Origin of the sequence: Amycolatopsis sp. WAC 01376 (assembly GCF_003947415.1) — a bacterium.
Taxonomy (GTDB): domain Bacteria; phylum Actinomycetota; class Actinomycetes; order Mycobacteriales; family Pseudonocardiaceae; genus Amycolatopsis.
The window spans coordinates 1,419,017-1,434,032 of sequence record NZ_QHKL01000002.1; the positions used below are offsets into that span (position 1 = coordinate 1,419,017).

Sequence of the window (15,016 nt, forward strand, 5' to 3'; positions counted from 1 at the left end):
CGGCGTGACCGTATCTCAGCCCAGGGAGCCGATCCCCGAGGCCGCGCCGCCGGACGAACTACCTGCCGGAGGTGAGGTGGCCGCGCTCGACACGCCACCGTCGCATCGCTGGGGATTCGGGGCCTTCCTCTTGGTGGAAGCCGTCCTCCTGGCGTCGGCGGCGTTCATCAGCGTCCTGCTCGGCGACGTCCAGCCCGGCCAGCCACTGCCGATGCGCATGGTGCTGCTGGGCACCATGGTGCCGACGATGATCGCCGCCGGGGTCGCGCTGCTGATCACCCGGCTGCGTGGCAACGGCCCATTCGTCGACCTGCGGATCGGCTGGAGCTGGGCCGACGTCAAAATCGGGCTCAAGCTCGGTGTGCTCGGTCTCGGGTTCACCTCGCTCGCCGCCTACGTCTGGACGCAGGTCGTCGGCAACGAGAACGCGACGTCGGCGATCAGCGCGCTCGTGGAAGACCGGCGGATGTCGGTCTCGGCCGCCGTCGTCATGTTCATCTACCTGTGGCTGGTCGGGCCGATCTGCGAGGAGATCATCTACCGCGGCCTGTTGTGGGGAGCGGTGGAACGGCTGACGTGGCGCACCGAACGCTGGGGGAGGATCGCGGCGTTCCTGGTCTCCACGGCCGTTTTCGCGGCGAGCCACCTCGAACCACTGCGCACCACGCTGCTGCTGGTGATCGCGATCCCGATCGGGCTCGCCAGGGTGTTCACCGGACGGCTGCTCGGCAGCGTCGTCGCCCATCAGGTGAACAACTTCCTCCCGGCCGTGACGATCCTGCTCGCCTCGCTCGGGATAGCCGCGTTCTGACGGCCGGTCGGCGTCTGGCAGAATGTACGCTTGCCTGCTTTGGCCGGACCCTCTCACCGCGCCCGAGCTTCGGACCTTCGGGTGTGCGCAGCCGTTCCCCACTCGGCCGGCGCACGCCTTCCACCTGCATCAGAGAGAACTGAGGAGTACCCACACCCGTGGCCGTCAAGATCAAGCTGCAGCGTCTCGGCAAGATCCGTGCGCCGTACTACCGCATCATCGTCGCCGACGCGCGCACTCGCCGTGATGGCAAGGCCATCGAGACGATCGGCAAGTACCACCCGAAGGAAGAGCCCAGCTTCATCGAGGTCGACACCGAGCGTGCCCAGCACTGGCTGTCCGTCGGCGCCCAGCCGACCGAGCCGGTCCAGCGCATCCTCGAGATCACCGGTGACTGGCAGAAGTTCAAGGGCCTGCCGGGCGCCGAGGGCACCCTGAAGGTCGCCGAGCCGAAGCCGTCGAAGCAGGACCTGTTCAACGCCGCGCTCGCCGCCGCCGGTGACTCGGCCTCCGCCGAGGCCACCACGCCGAAGAAGAAGTCCGCCCCGAAGAAGGCCGAAGCCGACAAGGCCGAGGCCGCCGAGGGTGACAAGGCCGAGGCGTGAGCTTCCTCGCTGACTCCCTCGAGCACCTGGTGCGCGGGATCGTCGACAACCCGGACGAGGTCCGGGTCGAGCTGCTGACCACTCGCCGTGGCCGCACGCTCGAGGTGCATGTGCACCCCGACGATCTCGGCAAGGTGATCGGCCGGGGCGGTCGTACCGCGACCGCCCTGCGCACCGTCATGGGCGGCATCGGTGGCCGCGGCGTCCGTGTGGACGTCGTCGACACCGATCGCTGACCAAGGACACAACGGGATGGACGTCGTAGTAGGCCGGATCGCCAAGGCGCACGGAATCCGCGGGGAACTCGCGGTGGACGTGCGCACGGATTCGCCGGAACAGCGATTCGCGGTCGGTTCGGCCGTCACGACGAAGCTGCGTGACGGCAGTAGCAGAAACCTCACCATCGCAGCCGCCCGCGAACACAGCGGGCGGCTGCTGGTGCGTTTCGAAGAGGTGCCGACCAGGGACGTCGCGGAAACCCTCCGCGGCGCGCTGCTGATCGCCGACACCTCGACGCTGCCGCCGACAGAAGACCCCGACGAGTTCTACGACCACGAACTCGAAGGACTGCGGGCCGAACTCGCCGACGGCACCGTCCTCGGCAAGGTGCTCGAAATCGTGCATTCGCCCGCCGGGGAACTGCTGTCGATCGAACACGACGGACGCGAGGTGCTGGTGCCGTTCGTGAAGGCGATCGTCCCGGCGGTGGACGTCCCGGGCGGCCGTGTGGTCGTCGACCCGCCGGAAGGCCTGCTGGACGCCTGATGCGCCTCGACGTCGTCACGATCTTCCCCGAATACCTCGACCCCCTCCGCGCCGCGTTGCTCGGCCGCGCGATCGACCGCGGCCTCATCGAGGTCGGCGTGCACGACCTGCGGAACTGGACGCACGACGTCCACCGCGCGGTCGACGACGCGCCATACGGCGGCGGGCCGGGAATGGTGATGAAACCGCAGATCTGGGGCCCCGCCCTGGACGACGTCTGCGGCGAGAACACCCGCCTCGTGGTCCCCACCCCGGCCGGACGGCCGTTCACCCAGGCCATGGCCCACCAGTACGCCGCCGAGGAGCACCTCGTGTTCGCGTGCGGCCGCTACGAGGGCATCGACCAGCGGGTGATCGACGACGCCGCGAAGCGGATGCCCGTCGACGAGGTCTCGATCGGCGACTACGTGCTGGTCGGCGGCGAGGCCGCGGTGCTGGTGATGGTCGAGGCCGTCGTCCGGCTCCTGCCCGGCGTCCTCGGCAACGCCCGCTCCGCCGAGGAGGACTCGTTCTCCGACGGCCTGCTCGAAGGCCCCAGCTACACCCGGCCGGAGGTCTGGCGAGACCTGGCCGTGCCGGACGTCCTGCGTTCGGGAAACCACGCGCTGATCGACCGCTGGCGCCGTGACCAGGCGCTGGAACGTACCGTCCGGCGCAGGCCCGAACTGATCGGGCAACTGCCGGAAGGTAGTCTCGACAAGCACGATCTCGGGGTCCTCGAGCGGTTGCACGAGGACACCGGCCAGGCCGGGTCGAGTACCTGAGTCCTGGTCTGCAATACTTGACAGGTTGGCGTGGACAGACGCGTGAATTTGTACAACGGACAGTGGCCGTTGTAAGAGATTCGAGCTCGTCCGGAACGCCATCAGCCCCCGGGTAGGTCGCAGTCCCGATACTGCGCGCCCAAGCTGCACGTAAGCCATACGAAGACGAGGACGGACCACCGATGAACACCCTGGACGCGCTGGATGCGCAGTCACTGCGTTCCGACATCCCGGACTTCCGACCGGGCGACACGCTCAAGGTTCACGTCCGCGTCATCGAGGGCAACCGCGAGCGTAACCAGATCTTCCAGGGCGTCGTGCTGCGTCGCCAGGGCGGCGGCATCCGCGAGACCTTCACGGTCCGCAAGGTGTCGTTCGGCATCGGCGTGGAGCGCACCTTCCCGGTGCACTCGCCGAACATCGCCGAGGTCGAGGTCTACAAGCGCGGCGACGTCCGCCGGGCGAAGCTGTACTACCTCCGCGAGCTGCGCGGCAAGGCCGCCAAGATCAAGGAACGCCGCGAAAACCGCGAGAAGACCTCCGCTTCCTGAGTAGCCTCGCGGTTACAGGTAACCTGGCGTCGTGGTCGAACCCGTGTCACAGAACACGTCCGAAGATGAGCCCGATCGCCCCGAAGAGGAGCGCCCGACCAGGGCCTCCCGACGGGGCCGGTCCGGGTCCAAGAAATTCGGCAAGGTCAACAAGAAGCGGTCGTTCTGGAAGGAACTGCCGATCCTGATCGTCGTCGCGCTCGTGCTGACGATCTTGATCCAGCAGTTCCTCGCCAAGGTCTACATGATCCCCTCGGGGTCCATGGAGTCCACTCTGCACGGCTGCGCGGGATGCACGGGAGACCGGATCCTGGTCGACCGGATCACGTACGACTTCACCGATCCCGGCCCCGGCGACGTGGTGGTCTTCAAGGGACCGCCGGCGTGGGCGGGCGAGATCGACACGCCGGAGTCCAGCAACATCTTCGTCAGCGGCTTCCGCGCGCTGGGATCCCTGATCGGGTTCGCGCCGCCGGACGAGCGTGACTTCGTCAAGCGGATCATCGCGGTCGGCGGCCAGACGGTGCAGTGCTGCGACAACAACCGCGTGGTCGTGGACGGCAAGGCGCTCGACGAGCCGTACGTCCACTGGGAAGAGGGCATGGCGCCCACCGAGAAGACGTTCGAGCCGGTCAAGGTGCCCGCCGGATACGTCTGGGTGATGGGCGACAACCGCAACAACTCGAGCGACTCCCGCTTCCAGGGCGGCGGTGGCGTCAACGGCGCGGTACCGGTCGACAACATCATCGGCAAGGCGCGCGTCATCGTGCTCCCGCCCGGCCGCTGGGGTGGCGTTTCGGACCACAACCCGCAGGCGAACGCCCAGCCGCTGGCGCTCGGCGCGCCCGCATGGCAGCAGGGTCTTCCCCTGGGTGTCGGTGTCGCCGCGGCGTGGCCCGTGGTCTTCCTCGGCAGGCGAATGTCGTCCGGAGTGCGCAAGGCGGTCGACCGGAGGCGGTAAGGCCTTGAGAGTTCCTGTACCGCTCACACCGGCCGAGCCGCTTCGGCCGCCGCGGGCAGTGGTGCGTGGCGACCTCTTTTGGGGGTTGCAGAGTGCGCTGGACCGGCGGGGCCTCGGGCCCGTCGCCGGTGTCGACGAGGCAGGGCGCGGTGCTTGCGCCGGCCCGCTCGTCGTGGCCGCCTGTGTGCTGCGCCCCGGCGATGCCGCGCGGCTGCCCGAGCTCACCGATTCGAAGGTGCTCACGGCCAAGGCCCGCGACCGGGTTTACGACCGGGTCGTCCAGCGTGCCGTCGACTACTCGGTCATCGTCATCCCGGCGCCCGAGGTCGACCTGTTCGGCATCCACGTCATGAACCTCGAAGGCATGCGACGTGCGGTTTCGGCGCTGCGGACCACGCCGGGCTACGTCCTGACCGACGGATTCCGCGTCTCCGGGCTTCCTGCCCCGAGCACCCCCGTGATCAAGGGTGACAAGGCCGTCGCCTGCGTGGCGGCGGCGTCCGTACTGGCCAAGGTCACCCGCGACCGGATCATGGGCGACCTGCACGACGTCCACCCGCATTACGGCTTCGACGTGCACAAGGGGTACAGCACCACCGACCACAGCGCCGCGCTGAACACTCACGGTCCGAGTCCGGTCCATCGCTGGTCGTACGCGAACGTGGCCACCGCGGCCGCCGCACACCGGGTGCGGCCGCCTCACCCGGTCGTGCTCACCGTCGCGGCACTGGAAAACCCGAGCGTGCCGATACGTGCCCTCGGCCCGTACGTGGGTAACAATGAACGCTCCGCCGCTGGAACAGCAGCAAAATCGCGAGGAGGGGCGCGGATTTCATGAGCGCAGAGGATCTCGAGAAGTACGAGACCGAGATGGAGCTCTCGCTTTACCGCGAGTATCGCGACATAGTCGGCCAATTCTCGTACGTGGTGGAGACCGAGCGGCGGTTCTATCTGGCGAACGCCGTCGACGTGCAGGTGCGCGACGGCGGCGGTGAGGTGTACTTCGAGGTCCGCATGTCCGATGCGTGGGTCTGGGACATGTACCGGCCCGCACGGTTCGTCAAGCACGTCCGGGTCATCACGTTCAAGGACGTCAACGTCGAGGAACTCGACAAGCCGGATCTCCGGTTGCCGGAAGACGGGCCGTTCTCCGGCTGATCTTCGGTCTACTGAAGGCCCCTTTCATCGTGTTCAGGCACGTGAAGGGGGCCTTCATGTATTCGCGGGGCGCTTAGCACAGGCCACCGACGATTCCGTCCGGTGAGCCTCCGCGACGGCCGAACCATCCACAACACCCCAGTTGTCCACAGGCGCCGGAATTGAGCCTGTTCGGCACCCGCTCACCCTGGCAGCGTTGATCGCACACGCACTGTGACGATCGCTGAGGGGGATCGAGATGATGAACACGGCCGAACAGCCGTCCACTGGGGCATCGCACATCGAGCTGGGCCGGTGGGGCGAGGAACTCGCGGTCCGGCATCTGGAGAAGGCGGGCTATGTCGTACTGAGCCGCAACTGGCGTTGCCGTGACGGCGAACTGGATCTCGTCGCGACGGACAAGAAACGCCTGATCTTCTGCGAGGTGAAGACGAGGACGGGGGTCGGCTTCGGCACTCCCGCCGAGGCGGTGACCCCGGACAAGGCCGACCGCATCCGCCGTCTCGCCCACCAGTGGCAGCGCGCTTTCATGCTCCGCTGGTGCCCGGTCCGCTACGACATCATCGCGATCGTCGCCCGGCCCGACGCCCGGCCGCAGGTGCGCCATATCAAGGCGGCGTTCTGAATGGCCCTGGCGAAAGCCTGGTCCGTCGCGCTGCTCGGGGTCGAGGGCAGGATGATCGAGATCGAGGCCGACATCGGCGGCGGCTCGCCGAAGGTGACGATGGTCGGGTTGCCCGACACCGGACTCAAAGAAGCCAAGGACAGGGTCCGCTCGGCCGTCCGGAATTCGGGGCGGACGTGGCCGGACGAGAGGGTGATCCTCGGCCTTTCCCCGGCGAACCTGCCGAAAGTCGGATCCGGTTACGACCTTGGCATCGCGGCCGCGGTCCTGGCCGCGACAGGGTCGGTCCCGGCCACCAAACTGCTCAACACCGTGCTGCTCGGCGAACTCGCCCTCGACGGCCGGGTACGGGCCGTCCGCGGCGTGCTGCCGGGGCTGCTGGCGGCGCGCAACGCCGGATACCGGCGGGCGGTCGTCCCCGCCGAGTCGCTGTTCGAAGCGGCTCTCGTGGACGGGCTGGAGGTCGGCGGGGTAACCCGGCTGAGTGAGTTCGTGGACTGGCTCAAGGGTGAAGGGGAGCTCACCCGGCCCGAGCCGGCCGTCATCCAGGAGCCGCCGCGGGTACCCGACCTCGCCGACGTCGTGGGACAGCCGGAAGCGCGGTGGGCCTTGGAGGTGGCCGCGGCGGGTGGTCATCACCTGCTCATGACCGGTCCTCCCGGGGTAGGCAAGACGCTGCTCGCGAAACGCCTTCCCGGCCTCCTCCCGCGCCTGTCCGCCGAGGAGTCGTTGCAGGTGACGGCGGTTCACTCGATCGACGGATCGCTATCGCGGTCCGAACCGCTGGTCACCGTGCCGCCGTTCGTCGCGCCGCATCATTCGATCAGCGTCCCCGCGCTGATCGGCGGTGGCAGCGGGCTGGCCGTGCCCGGCGCCATCAGCCGGGCACACCGGGGGATCCTGTTCCTCGACGAGGTATGCGAATTCGGCCCGGAACGGCTGGAGTCGCTTCGCACAGTGCTCGAGGAGGGCGAAGTGCGGATCGCGCGGGTGAAGGGCTCTGTGCGGTACCCGGCACGCTTCCAATTGGTGCTGGCGACCAATCCTTGTCCGTGCGCCCCGGCGAAAGACGCCGACTGCATGTGTTCGGCGACCGTGCGAAGGCGGTACTTGGGCCGGCTGTCCGGACCGTTACTCGATCGGGTGGATCTGAGGGTCGGGCTGCGTCCGCTTTCCGCGCTCAGCGCGCACCTGAGCGAGCCGCCCGAAGCGTCGGCGGCCGTCCGGGAACGGGTCCTGGAAGCACGCGAGCGGGCCGGAAAACGCTGGATGGACCAGGGCTGGCTGACGAACGCGGAGGTGCCGGGTCCGGCACTGCGTCGGGAGTTCGCTCTGCCGCCGCAGGTCACGGCGCTGCTGGACCGCGCGTTGGAACGAGGGGCTATCACCGCGCGCGGCGCGGACCGCTGCCTTCGCATCGCTTGGACCCTCGCCGATTTGAAGGGCGCCGACAAGCCGGAGGCGGATGAGGTCGCGGCGGCCCTGAACTTCAGGGAGAGGTCATCCGGATGAGTGAATTCGAGGCCGAGCGGATCGCGCGGTCGTACCTTTTGCGCGTCGCCGAGCCTCCGGCGCCAGCCTTGGCAGGCTTCATCGGTGAACACGGCCCTGTAGTCGCCGCGGAACGAGTGAGGCGTGCCCAGTGCCCGCCGAAGGTGCGCGACGAGACGTCCGCGAGGCGGGCGCACGATTACGCCGAGCGGGATCTGGAGCGTGCGGCGGCCGATGAGGCCAGGCTCGTCATCCCGGAAGACGACGAATGGCCTGCCTGGCCGTTGCTTTCCCTGGCCGTGGCCCAGCGCAGGGGCGTCTCCGGTGTGGCACCTCCGCCGGCGCTGTGGGTACGCGGTCCGGCCAGGCTCGACGAGGCCGTGGACCAGGCGATCGCGGTAGTCGGTGCCCGCGCGGCGACCGGATACGGCGAGCACAACGCGGCCGAGGTGGGCTATCACCTCGCGAGCCGGGGGATCCCGGTGTTCTCGGGGGCGGCGTACGGCATCGACGGCGCGGCCCACCGGGGCGCGTTGAGCGCGGACGGGACGACGGTCGCTCTGCTCGGCTGCGGGGTCGACGTCGGCTATCCGGCACAGCACGCGACCTTGTTGCGCAGCATCGCGAAGACCGGCGCGGTGGTCAGCGAGTACCCGCCGGGCACCTCACCCGCCAGGCATCGCTTCCTCGTGCGGAACAGGCTCATCGCGGCACTCACGGAAGGGACTGTCGTGGTCGAGGCGGGCAGGCGCAGCGGCGCGCGGAACACCGCGACCACGGCAGGGGTCCTCGGCAAGGTCGTGATGGCGATGCCGGGGCCGGTGTCGTCGGGGATGTCCGCGGGGTGTCACGCGCTGATCCGCGAAGGTGAGGCCACGTTGGTGACCTCGGTCGACGAGATCCTCGAGACCGCCGGACGGCTGGGGTCGGCGGGCGCGGATCCGTCGAAACCTCGCCGCCGCACCGATCGGCTCGGGCCGGAGGCGCTGCGAGTGCACGACGCGCTGTCCGACCGGTCGGCGAGACCCGAGGAACGGATCGCGGCCGAGTCCGGGATCCCGGTCGAGCGCGTCCGCTCGCTGCTTCCGGAACTGGAACTCGACGGCTTCGCGGAAAGGAGTGACGCAGGGTGGCGAAGACGGGCCGCCAAGACCTGACTGGCCTACACCTGAGACGCCATCCCGGCACGATCCGACCACGGACACCGCAACAGGGTGCGGCGATACTTGACCATCCGTCGTACATCGCGCAGCGTGATCGGCATGCCGTCGACCGAAGGTCCTCACGGCACGGGGAAACGCGCCCGCAGACCCGATCTGCGCGCCGCCCGTGCCGCGCTGCCGGAGCCTGTCCGGAAGCTGATCGACGACTACGAGCGGCATCTTTCGCTCGAACGCGGGCTGTCCGCGCATACGGTGCGGGCCTACCTCGGCGACGTGGTGTCGCTGATGGGTTTCGTGGACGGGAACGGCGGCCGGTTCTCCGATCTCGACATCGGGACACTGCGTGGCTGGCTCGCCCGGCAACGCGAAGAAGGCGCCAGCCGGACGACACTCGCGAGGCGAGCGGCGGCAGCCCGCACCTTCACCGCTTGGGCTCACCGAGGTGGGGCGCTCGCGTCGGATCCGGGCGGACGGTTGGTGGCGCCGCGCGCGCACCGCAAGCTTCCCGGGGTCCTGCGAGCGGAGCAGGCCAGTGACGTCATGCGCTTCTCAGCCGCCGGTGCCGAACAGCGCGACCCGGTGGCTTTGAGGGACAGTGCCATCGTGGAACTGCTCTACGCGACCGGTGTGCGGGTCTCGGAACTGTGCGGGCTCGATGTGGGCGACGTCGACTTCTCCCGCAGGGTCGTGCTCGTGCTGGGCAAGGGCGGCAAGGAACGTGTCGTGCCGTTCGGTGTCCCCGCCGAAGCGGCCTTGCGGCTGTGGCTGGACGAGGGCAGGGGAAAGCTCGCAGTCGAGACGAAGGGGCCGACGCAAGCGGCGCTCTTCCTGGGGGCGCGAGGCGGCAGGCTCGATCCGCGGGCGGCCCGCCGGGTCGTCCACGACGCCGTCGGCTCGGTGCCGGGCGCGAACGACATGGGACCTCACGGCCTGAGGCATTCGGCAGCCACTCATCTGCTCGAAGGCGGCGCCGATCTTCGAAGCGTTCAGGAACTGCTTGGTCACGCTACGCTGGCTACAACGCAGCTCTACACTCATGTGACCGTCGATCGGCTGAAGGCGATCCACGACCGCGCGCACCCCCGGGCCCGATGATGCCGGGGAGGACTCGGCAGGAGACCCGGCAGCCCGAACCGACGGCGCACGCGCATCCGCACGAGCACGGAGACCACTCTGAGTCGCATGCTGAGAACGGCGGTCCGATGACCGCCGACCCACATGTCACCGAAGCCGCCGGGAAACACCGTCCCGGCGGCGACGGTCCTGCCGTCGCGCCCGAAGCGCGGACCAGCTACGAGGTGGACGCCGGAATCCAGGCCTTGTGGCGGGAGTTCACCGAGTCGCCGGACCAGATGGTGCGCGACAGGCTCGTGCTGCACTACGCCCCGCTCGTCAAGTACGTCGCGGGCCGGGTCGGCACCGGGCTGCCGACCCATGTCGACGTCGGTGACCTGATCCAGTCCGGGATCTTCGGCCTGGTCGACGCGATCGAGAAGTTCGAACCCGCCAGGGGTCTGCGGTTCGAGACCTATGCCATGCAGCGCATCCGCGGCGCGATCCTCGACGACCTTCGCTCCCAGGACTGGGTTCCCCGGGCGGTGCGCAGCAAGGCCCGTGAGGCCGAGCGTGCCCTGGAACGCCTCGGCGCCCGGCTGAACCGCACCCCGACCGATGCCGAATTGGCGGCCGAGCTCGAAATCAGCGTCGACGACCTGCGCGAGTTCTACGGCCAGATGCAACTGACCAGCGTCATCGCGCTGGAAGACCTGGTCGCCGCCGGCAAGGACAGCGGCTCGCTGGTCGACACCCTGCCCGACGACGGTGCCGTCGACCCGGTGGCCGTCCTGGTCGACCAGGACAACCGCCGCCAGCTGGCGCAGGCCATCGCCCAGCTCACCGAACGCGACCGGATCGTGGTCGGCCTCTACTACTTCGAGAGCCTGACGCTCGCCGAGATCGGCAAAGTCCTCGGCGTCACCGAATCGCGGGTCAGCCAGCTGCACACCCGCGCCGTCATGCGGCTGCGCGCCAAACTGGTCGAGCAAGCCTAGCCACTGTCCTGCTCCGCGACGCTCAGCTGAGTCGCAGCCTGTCCAGGTTCGCCGGTTCGCTTCGGGTGGGCTGCGAAGACCCAACGCCCGCGCCGCACTACAAGCCCCTTCCCTTGCGATCGCGTCGATGCTCCTGCTGGCAGCGGACGACACATGTGCTCAGCCGGACGACACGCGTGCTTGGACGGACGACACGTGTGTCCCGCCGGACGCCGCGTGTGTTTGGGCAGACGACTCGTGTTTCCAGCCGGATCACACTGCGGAGTCCGGTCCCGGCGTGTGCGCTCCCAGTCACGCGTGTCCCGTGCCTGGACACGCGAATCGCGCCATCTGCGGAAGAAGCGGCACGAGCAAGCAGGGCCACGCCAGGACGAAACCAGGCCACGAGCGGGGACCTTCCGAAACAGTCGGCTCAGTCTCCTTCCCACGGTTTGAGGCGGATCTCGGACGGTTCGCCGATCAGGGCGAGTGGATCGACGTACTCCTCGCCCTTCCGGACGCCGAAATGCAGGCACGCCGGCTCCGGGCAGCCCGGATGGCCTGCCGCGAGTGTTCCGAGCACCTGACCCCGGTAGACCTGGTCACCCGCGGTGACGGTCGGGGCGAGTGGTTGGTAGGTGGTGCGCAGGCCTCCGTCGTGATCGATCGAAACCACTCCGCGGCCCGCCACCTGACCGGCGAACATCACCACCCCTTCGGCGGCCGCGAGCACGTTCGTGCCCGGTGCCGCGGCGAGGTCGACGCCTCGGTGACCGGGGCCGTACGGCGTCGAGGGCGGCTCGAAGTACCTGGTGACGCTCGGTGCCGGGGAAAGCGGCCAGGAGAGGCGTCCTTGCGGTGTGGGCGCGCCTCTGGCCGTCCCCGGCATCGCCGCCGACGCGAAGATCGCGAGCACGGTCGCGAAGATCGCGAGGAGGGGAAGACGCCGAGGGTGCCCCGGGCGGCGGTGCCTGCCGCCGGTGCGGTCGATCGCGAAGGAATGCCTGGTGACAGGGCGGGAACAGCTCGTCATCGTCATGTGTTCCAGGCTGGGGGAGACGTGAGGCGGATGGGGCGGGCCGGGGAAATCTGTGGATAACCGAGGCGGTTGTGGACAACCCCTCTCATCAGGGGCTGCCGGTGCGGTACCCGGTGGCGACAGGGAGTAGACTCTTTTGCGCGGTCCGCGTCAGCGGACTGACTTCGCGTGCACGTGCGCGCCCCCGATGGCCGATCTCCTCACGGAGGGTCAGGACAGCCGGGGGCACACGGCCCGGCGGTCCCTGGAATCACTTCACTCCCGGGTCCGGGCCCGAGCATCGGCACCAGGGCGATCGGCCACCCGGCCGAGAGCGACGAACCGAGCAAGCGCGTCCCGGCGGAGCCGGGCGCGCACGACACAGAAGAGGTTGATTCCGGCAATGGCCGTCGTCACCATGAAGCAGCTGCTCGACAGCGGCGTGCACTTCGGGCACCAGACTCGTCGGTGGAACCCGAAGATGAAGCGCTACATCTTCACCGAGCGCAATGGCATCTACATCATCGACCTGCAGCAGACGCTGACGTACATCGACCGTGCGTACGAGTTCATCAAGGAAACCGTCGCGCACGGCGGCACCATCATGTTCGTCGGCACGAAGAAGCAGGCTCAGGAAGCCATCGCCTCCGAGGCCTCGCGCGTGGGCATGCCCTACGTGAACCAGCGCTGGCTCGGCGGCATGCTGACCAACTTCCAGACGGTGCACAAGCGTCTTCTCCGCCTGAAGGAGCTCGAGTCGCAGGAGCAGACCGGTGGTTTCGCCGGCCTGACCAAGCGCGAGATCCTCACGCTCACCCGTGAGAAGGACAAGCTCGAGAAGACCCTCGGCGGTATCCGCGACATGGCCAAGGTGCCGAGCATCGTGTGGATCGTCGACACGAAGAAGGAGCACATCGCCGTCGGCGAGGCTCGCAAGCTGAACATCCCGGTCGTCGCGATCCTGGACACCAACTGCGACCCGGACGAGGTCGACTACCCGATTCCGGGTAACGACGACGCGATCCGTTCGGCCGCGCTGCTGACCAAGGTCGTGGCCGAGGCCGCCGCCGCCGGTCTGATGGCCCGCTCCAGCCGCAACGGTTCCTCCGCAGACGCCAAGCCCGAGGCCGGCGTCGCCACGGACGAGCCGCTGGCCGAGTGGGAGAAGGAGCTGCTCGCCGGCTCGGAGACCGCCGCCGCGGACGCCAAGGAAGCGGCCGCCGCGACCGAGGCTCCCGCCGAGGCCCCCACCGAGGCTCCGGCCGAGCAGGCCACCGCCTCCTCCTGATGCACCCAGCCCGTGGGGCCGCCTCCGGGCGGCCCCACGGGTGACTTCCCCAAAGACTTTTCTCGTACCTGAAAAAGGACGGACACACCCACGATGGCGAACTACACCGCCGCAGACGTGAAGCGTCTCCGCGAGCTGACCGGCTCCGGCATGATGAACTGCAAGAAGGCGCTGGAAGAGAACGACGGCGACTTCGACAAGGCCGTCGAGTTCCTGCGCATCAAGGGCGCGAAGGACGTCGGCAAGCGCGCCGAGCGCGCCACCGCCGAGGGCCTCGTCGCCGGTGAAGGCGGCGTGCTGATCGAGCTCGACTCCGAGACCGACTTCGTCGCGAAGAACGAGGACTTCCAGGCCCTCGCCGCGAAGATCGTCGAGGTCGCGAAGGCCGAGAAGACCAGCGACGTCGAGAAGCTGAAGGCCGCCTCGCTCGACGGCAAGACCGTCGACGAGCAGGTCCAGGAGCTGGCCGCCCGTATCGGTGAGAAGCTCGAGCTGCGCCGTGTCGCCGCCTACGAGGGCACCACCACCACGTACCTGCACCGTCGCGGTGCCGACCTCCCGCCCGCCGTCGGCGTGCTCATCGAGTACACCGGTGAGGGCGAGGCCGCCGCCGAGGCCGCTCGTGGCGCCGCCATGCAGGTCGCCGCGCTCAAGGCCAAGTACCTCACCCGCGAAGAGGTGCCTGCCGAGATCGTCGAGAACGAGCGTCGCGTCGCCGAGGCGACCGCCCGCGAAGAGGGCAAGCCGGAGCAGGCCATGTCCAAGATCATCGAGGGCAAGGTCAACGCGTACTACAAGGACAACGTCCTGCTCGAGCAGCCGTCGGTCAAGGACAACAAGAAGACCGTCAAGGCCCTGCTCGACGAGGCCGGCGTGGCCGTGAGCCGGTTCGCCCGGTTCGAGGTCGGCCAGGCCTGATCCAGGCGCGGAACACAAGAATCACCACTGTGCCCCGTCTCCGTCCATCGGGGACGGGGCACAGTCGGGTTCAGAGCATTAGGGAGGGCGACATGGGTGTCCGGGTCGAAGGCGGATACCGGCGGGTGCTGCTGAAGCTGGGCGGCGAGATGTTCGGCGGCGGTTCCATCGGGGTTGATCCGGATGTGGTGCACTCGGTCGCTCAGCAGATCGCCGACGTCGCGCGGACGGGCGTGCAGATCGCCGTCGTGATCGGCGGTGGCAACTACTTCCGCGGCGCGGAGCTGTCGCAGCGCGGCATGGACCGCGACCGCGCGGACTACATGGCGATGCTCGGCACCGTCATGAACTGTCTTGCGCTGCAGGACTTCCTGGAGAAGGAGGGCTTGCCCACGCGCGTGCAGACCGCCATCACCATGGGGCAGGTCGCCGAGCCGTACATCCCGCGCCGCGCCGAGCGCCACCTGGAGAAGGGCCGTGTCGTCATCTTCGGCGCCGGGGTCGGCATGCCGTACTTCTCGACGGACACCGCCGCCGCGCAGCGCGCGCTCGAACTCGGCTGCGAAGCCGTCTTGATGGCGAAGGCCGTCGACGGCGTCTACACCGCGGACCCGAAGAGCGACCCGACGGCCGAGATGTTCCACGAGATCAGTCACCGCGAGGTGCTGGAACGGGACCTCAAGGTCGCCGACGCCACCGCGTTCAGCCTGTGCATGGACAACAACATGCCGATCATCGTGTTCAATCTGCTCACCGAGGGGAACATCGCCCGCGCGGTCAGTGGTGAGAGGATCGGCACCCTGGTCGACACCCCCGCCGACGGGGTGCCCGCGTAGTCCTGCCCTGACCTTCGCAATCGGTACGAATA

General features: G+C 68.6%; 18 protein-coding genes. 17 read left to right on the plus strand and 1 reads right to left on the minus strand.

From position 1 onward, the window contains the following. Positions 1-4: 4 nt before the first annotated feature. The 14 genes from DMH03_RS15980 (at position 5) to DMH03_RS16045 (ending at position 10,945) form a co-directional block, all read left to right on the plus strand. Positions 5-811, plus strand: a complete 807-nt coding sequence (locus DMH03_RS15980) for a CPBP family intramembrane glutamic endopeptidase (RefSeq protein ID WP_125792729.1) — start codon at positions 5-7, stop codon at positions 809-811. 158 nt (positions 812-969) lie between these two features. Next, a complete protein-coding gene (rpsP, locus tag DMH03_RS15985) occupies positions 970-1,416 on the plus strand; it encodes a 30S ribosomal protein S16 (protein WP_005154724.1) in 447 nt (148 codons plus the stop codon). Beyond that, entirely contained in the window at positions 1,413-1,652 is a 240-nt protein-coding gene (locus DMH03_RS15990; protein ID WP_003103110.1) for an RNA-binding protein, read from the plus strand. The genes rpsP and DMH03_RS15990 overlap by 4 nt, the downstream gene beginning before the upstream one ends. Before the next feature lie 16 nt (positions 1,653-1,668). Further along, entirely contained in the window at positions 1,669-2,181 is a 513-nt protein-coding gene (gene rimM / locus DMH03_RS15995) for a ribosome maturation factor RimM (RefSeq protein ID WP_125792730.1), read from the plus strand. After that, the gene (gene trmD, locus DMH03_RS16000; RefSeq protein WP_125786506.1) at positions 2,181-2,945 is read left to right on the plus strand and encodes a tRNA (guanosine(37)-N1)-methyltransferase TrmD; all 765 of its coding nucleotides are present in this window, start codon (positions 2,181-2,183) and stop codon (positions 2,943-2,945) included. Before rimM ends, trmD begins: the two co-directional genes overlap by 1 nt. A gap of 182 nt (positions 2,946-3,127) precedes the next feature. Then, positions 3,128-3,496 carry a 50S ribosomal protein L19 gene (gene rplS, locus DMH03_RS16005; protein WP_125792731.1) on the plus strand — a complete coding sequence of 123 codons (369 nt, stop codon included), beginning with the start codon at positions 3,128-3,130 and terminating at the stop codon, positions 3,494-3,496. A gap of 31 nt (positions 3,497-3,527) precedes the next feature. Then, entirely contained in the window at positions 3,528-4,457 is a 930-nt protein-coding gene (lepB, locus tag DMH03_RS16010) for a signal peptidase I (protein WP_125792732.1), read from the plus strand. A gap of 58 nt (positions 4,458-4,515) precedes the next feature. Beyond that, positions 4,516-5,295, plus strand: coding sequence for a ribonuclease HII (locus tag DMH03_RS16015; RefSeq protein WP_125792965.1), 780 nt, complete (start codon positions 4,516-4,518; stop codon positions 5,293-5,295). Beyond that, positions 5,292-5,615 carry a DUF2469 domain-containing protein gene (locus DMH03_RS16020; protein WP_003096226.1) on the plus strand — a complete coding sequence of 108 codons (324 nt, stop codon included), beginning with the start codon at positions 5,292-5,294 and terminating at the stop codon, positions 5,613-5,615. Before DMH03_RS16015 ends, DMH03_RS16020 begins: the two co-directional genes overlap by 4 nt. 238 nt (positions 5,616-5,853) lie before the next feature. Continuing rightward, the gene (locus DMH03_RS16025) at positions 5,854-6,240 is read left to right on the plus strand and encodes a YraN family protein (RefSeq protein ID WP_125792733.1); all 387 of its coding nucleotides are present in this window, start codon (positions 5,854-5,856) and stop codon (positions 6,238-6,240) included. After that, positions 6,241-7,752 carry a YifB family Mg chelatase-like AAA ATPase gene (locus DMH03_RS16030; RefSeq protein ID WP_125792734.1) on the plus strand — a complete coding sequence of 504 codons (1,512 nt, stop codon included), beginning with the start codon at positions 6,241-6,243 and terminating at the stop codon, positions 7,750-7,752. Beyond that, on the plus strand, positions 7,749-8,888 hold the full coding sequence (gene dprA / locus DMH03_RS16035; protein WP_125792735.1) for a DNA-processing protein DprA: 1,140 nt from the start codon (positions 7,749-7,751) through the stop codon (positions 8,886-8,888). The genes DMH03_RS16030 and dprA overlap by 4 nt, the downstream gene beginning before the upstream one ends. Positions 8,889-8,993: 105 nt before the next feature. Beyond that, positions 8,994-9,989 (plus strand): tyrosine recombinase XerC, encoded by a 996-nt coding sequence (locus DMH03_RS16040; RefSeq protein WP_125792736.1) that lies wholly within the window; start codon positions 8,994-8,996, stop codon positions 9,987-9,989. 107 nt (positions 9,990-10,096) lie between these two features. Further along, positions 10,097-10,945 carry a FliA/WhiG family RNA polymerase sigma factor gene (locus DMH03_RS16045; protein ID WP_125786499.1) on the plus strand — a complete coding sequence of 283 codons (849 nt, stop codon included), beginning with the start codon at positions 10,097-10,099 and terminating at the stop codon, positions 10,943-10,945. Positions 10,946-11,357: 412 nt separating this feature from the next. On the opposite strand, the gene DMH03_RS16050 is transcribed toward DMH03_RS16045, so the two are convergent. Then, entirely contained in the window at positions 11,358-11,963 is a 606-nt protein-coding gene (locus tag DMH03_RS16050; RefSeq protein ID WP_125792737.1) for a murein hydrolase activator EnvC, read from the minus strand. 382 nt (positions 11,964-12,345) lie between these two features. On the opposite strand from DMH03_RS16050, the gene rpsB reads away from it, so the two are divergent. The 3 genes from rpsB to pyrH all read left to right on the plus strand — a co-directional run bounded on the left by rpsB (position 12,346) and on the right by pyrH (position 14,984). Next, positions 12,346-13,230 carry a 30S ribosomal protein S2 gene (gene rpsB / locus DMH03_RS16055; protein WP_125792738.1) on the plus strand — a complete coding sequence of 295 codons (885 nt, stop codon included), beginning with the start codon at positions 12,346-12,348 and terminating at the stop codon, positions 13,228-13,230. A gap of 93 nt (positions 13,231-13,323) precedes the next feature. Then, positions 13,324-14,148 (plus strand): translation elongation factor Ts, encoded by an 825-nt coding sequence (gene tsf, locus DMH03_RS16060; protein WP_125792739.1) that lies wholly within the window; start codon positions 13,324-13,326, stop codon positions 14,146-14,148. A gap of 92 nt (positions 14,149-14,240) precedes the next feature. Then, positions 14,241-14,984: a UMP kinase gene (gene pyrH / locus DMH03_RS16065; RefSeq protein ID WP_005154669.1), complete on the plus strand. Its 744-nt coding sequence runs from the start codon at positions 14,241-14,243 to the stop codon at positions 14,982-14,984. Positions 14,985-15,016: the final 32 nt, after the last annotated feature.

Coding starts and splice junctions, on each gene's coding strand:
- rimM (WP_125792730.1), top strand. CDS start 1,669: ATGGACGTCGTAGTAGGCCGGATCGCCAAGGCGCACGGAATCCGCGGG.
- DMH03_RS16030 (WP_125792734.1), top strand. CDS start 6,241: ATGGCCCTGGCGAAAGCCTGGTCCGTCGCGCTGCTCGGGGTCGAGGGC.
- DMH03_RS16045 (WP_125786499.1), top strand. CDS start 10,097: ATGACCGCCGACCCACATGTCACCGAAGCCGCCGGGAAACACCGTCCC.
- DMH03_RS16025 (WP_125792733.1), top strand. CDS start 5,854: ATGATGAACACGGCCGAACAGCCGTCCACTGGGGCATCGCACATCGAG.
- DMH03_RS16020 (WP_003096226.1), top strand. CDS start 5,292: ATGAGCGCAGAGGATCTCGAGAAGTACGAGACCGAGATGGAGCTCTCG.
- dprA (WP_125792735.1), top strand. CDS start 7,749: ATGAGTGAATTCGAGGCCGAGCGGATCGCGCGGTCGTACCTTTTGCGC.
- DMH03_RS16040 (WP_125792736.1), top strand. CDS start 8,994: ATGCCGTCGACCGAAGGTCCTCACGGCACGGGGAAACGCGCCCGCAGA.
- rplS (WP_125792731.1), top strand. CDS start 3,128: ATGAACACCCTGGACGCGCTGGATGCGCAGTCACTGCGTTCCGACATC.
- trmD (WP_125786506.1), top strand. CDS start 2,181: ATGCGCCTCGACGTCGTCACGATCTTCCCCGAATACCTCGACCCCCTC.
- DMH03_RS16050 (WP_125792737.1), bottom strand. CDS start 11,963: ATGACGATGACGAGCTGTTCCCGCCCTGTCACCAGGCATTCCTTCGCG.
- tsf (WP_125792739.1), top strand. CDS start 13,324: ATGGCGAACTACACCGCCGCAGACGTGAAGCGTCTCCGCGAGCTGACC.
- rpsB (WP_125792738.1), top strand. CDS start 12,346: ATGGCCGTCGTCACCATGAAGCAGCTGCTCGACAGCGGCGTGCACTTC.
- pyrH (WP_005154669.1), top strand. CDS start 14,241: ATGGGTGTCCGGGTCGAAGGCGGATACCGGCGGGTGCTGCTGAAGCTG.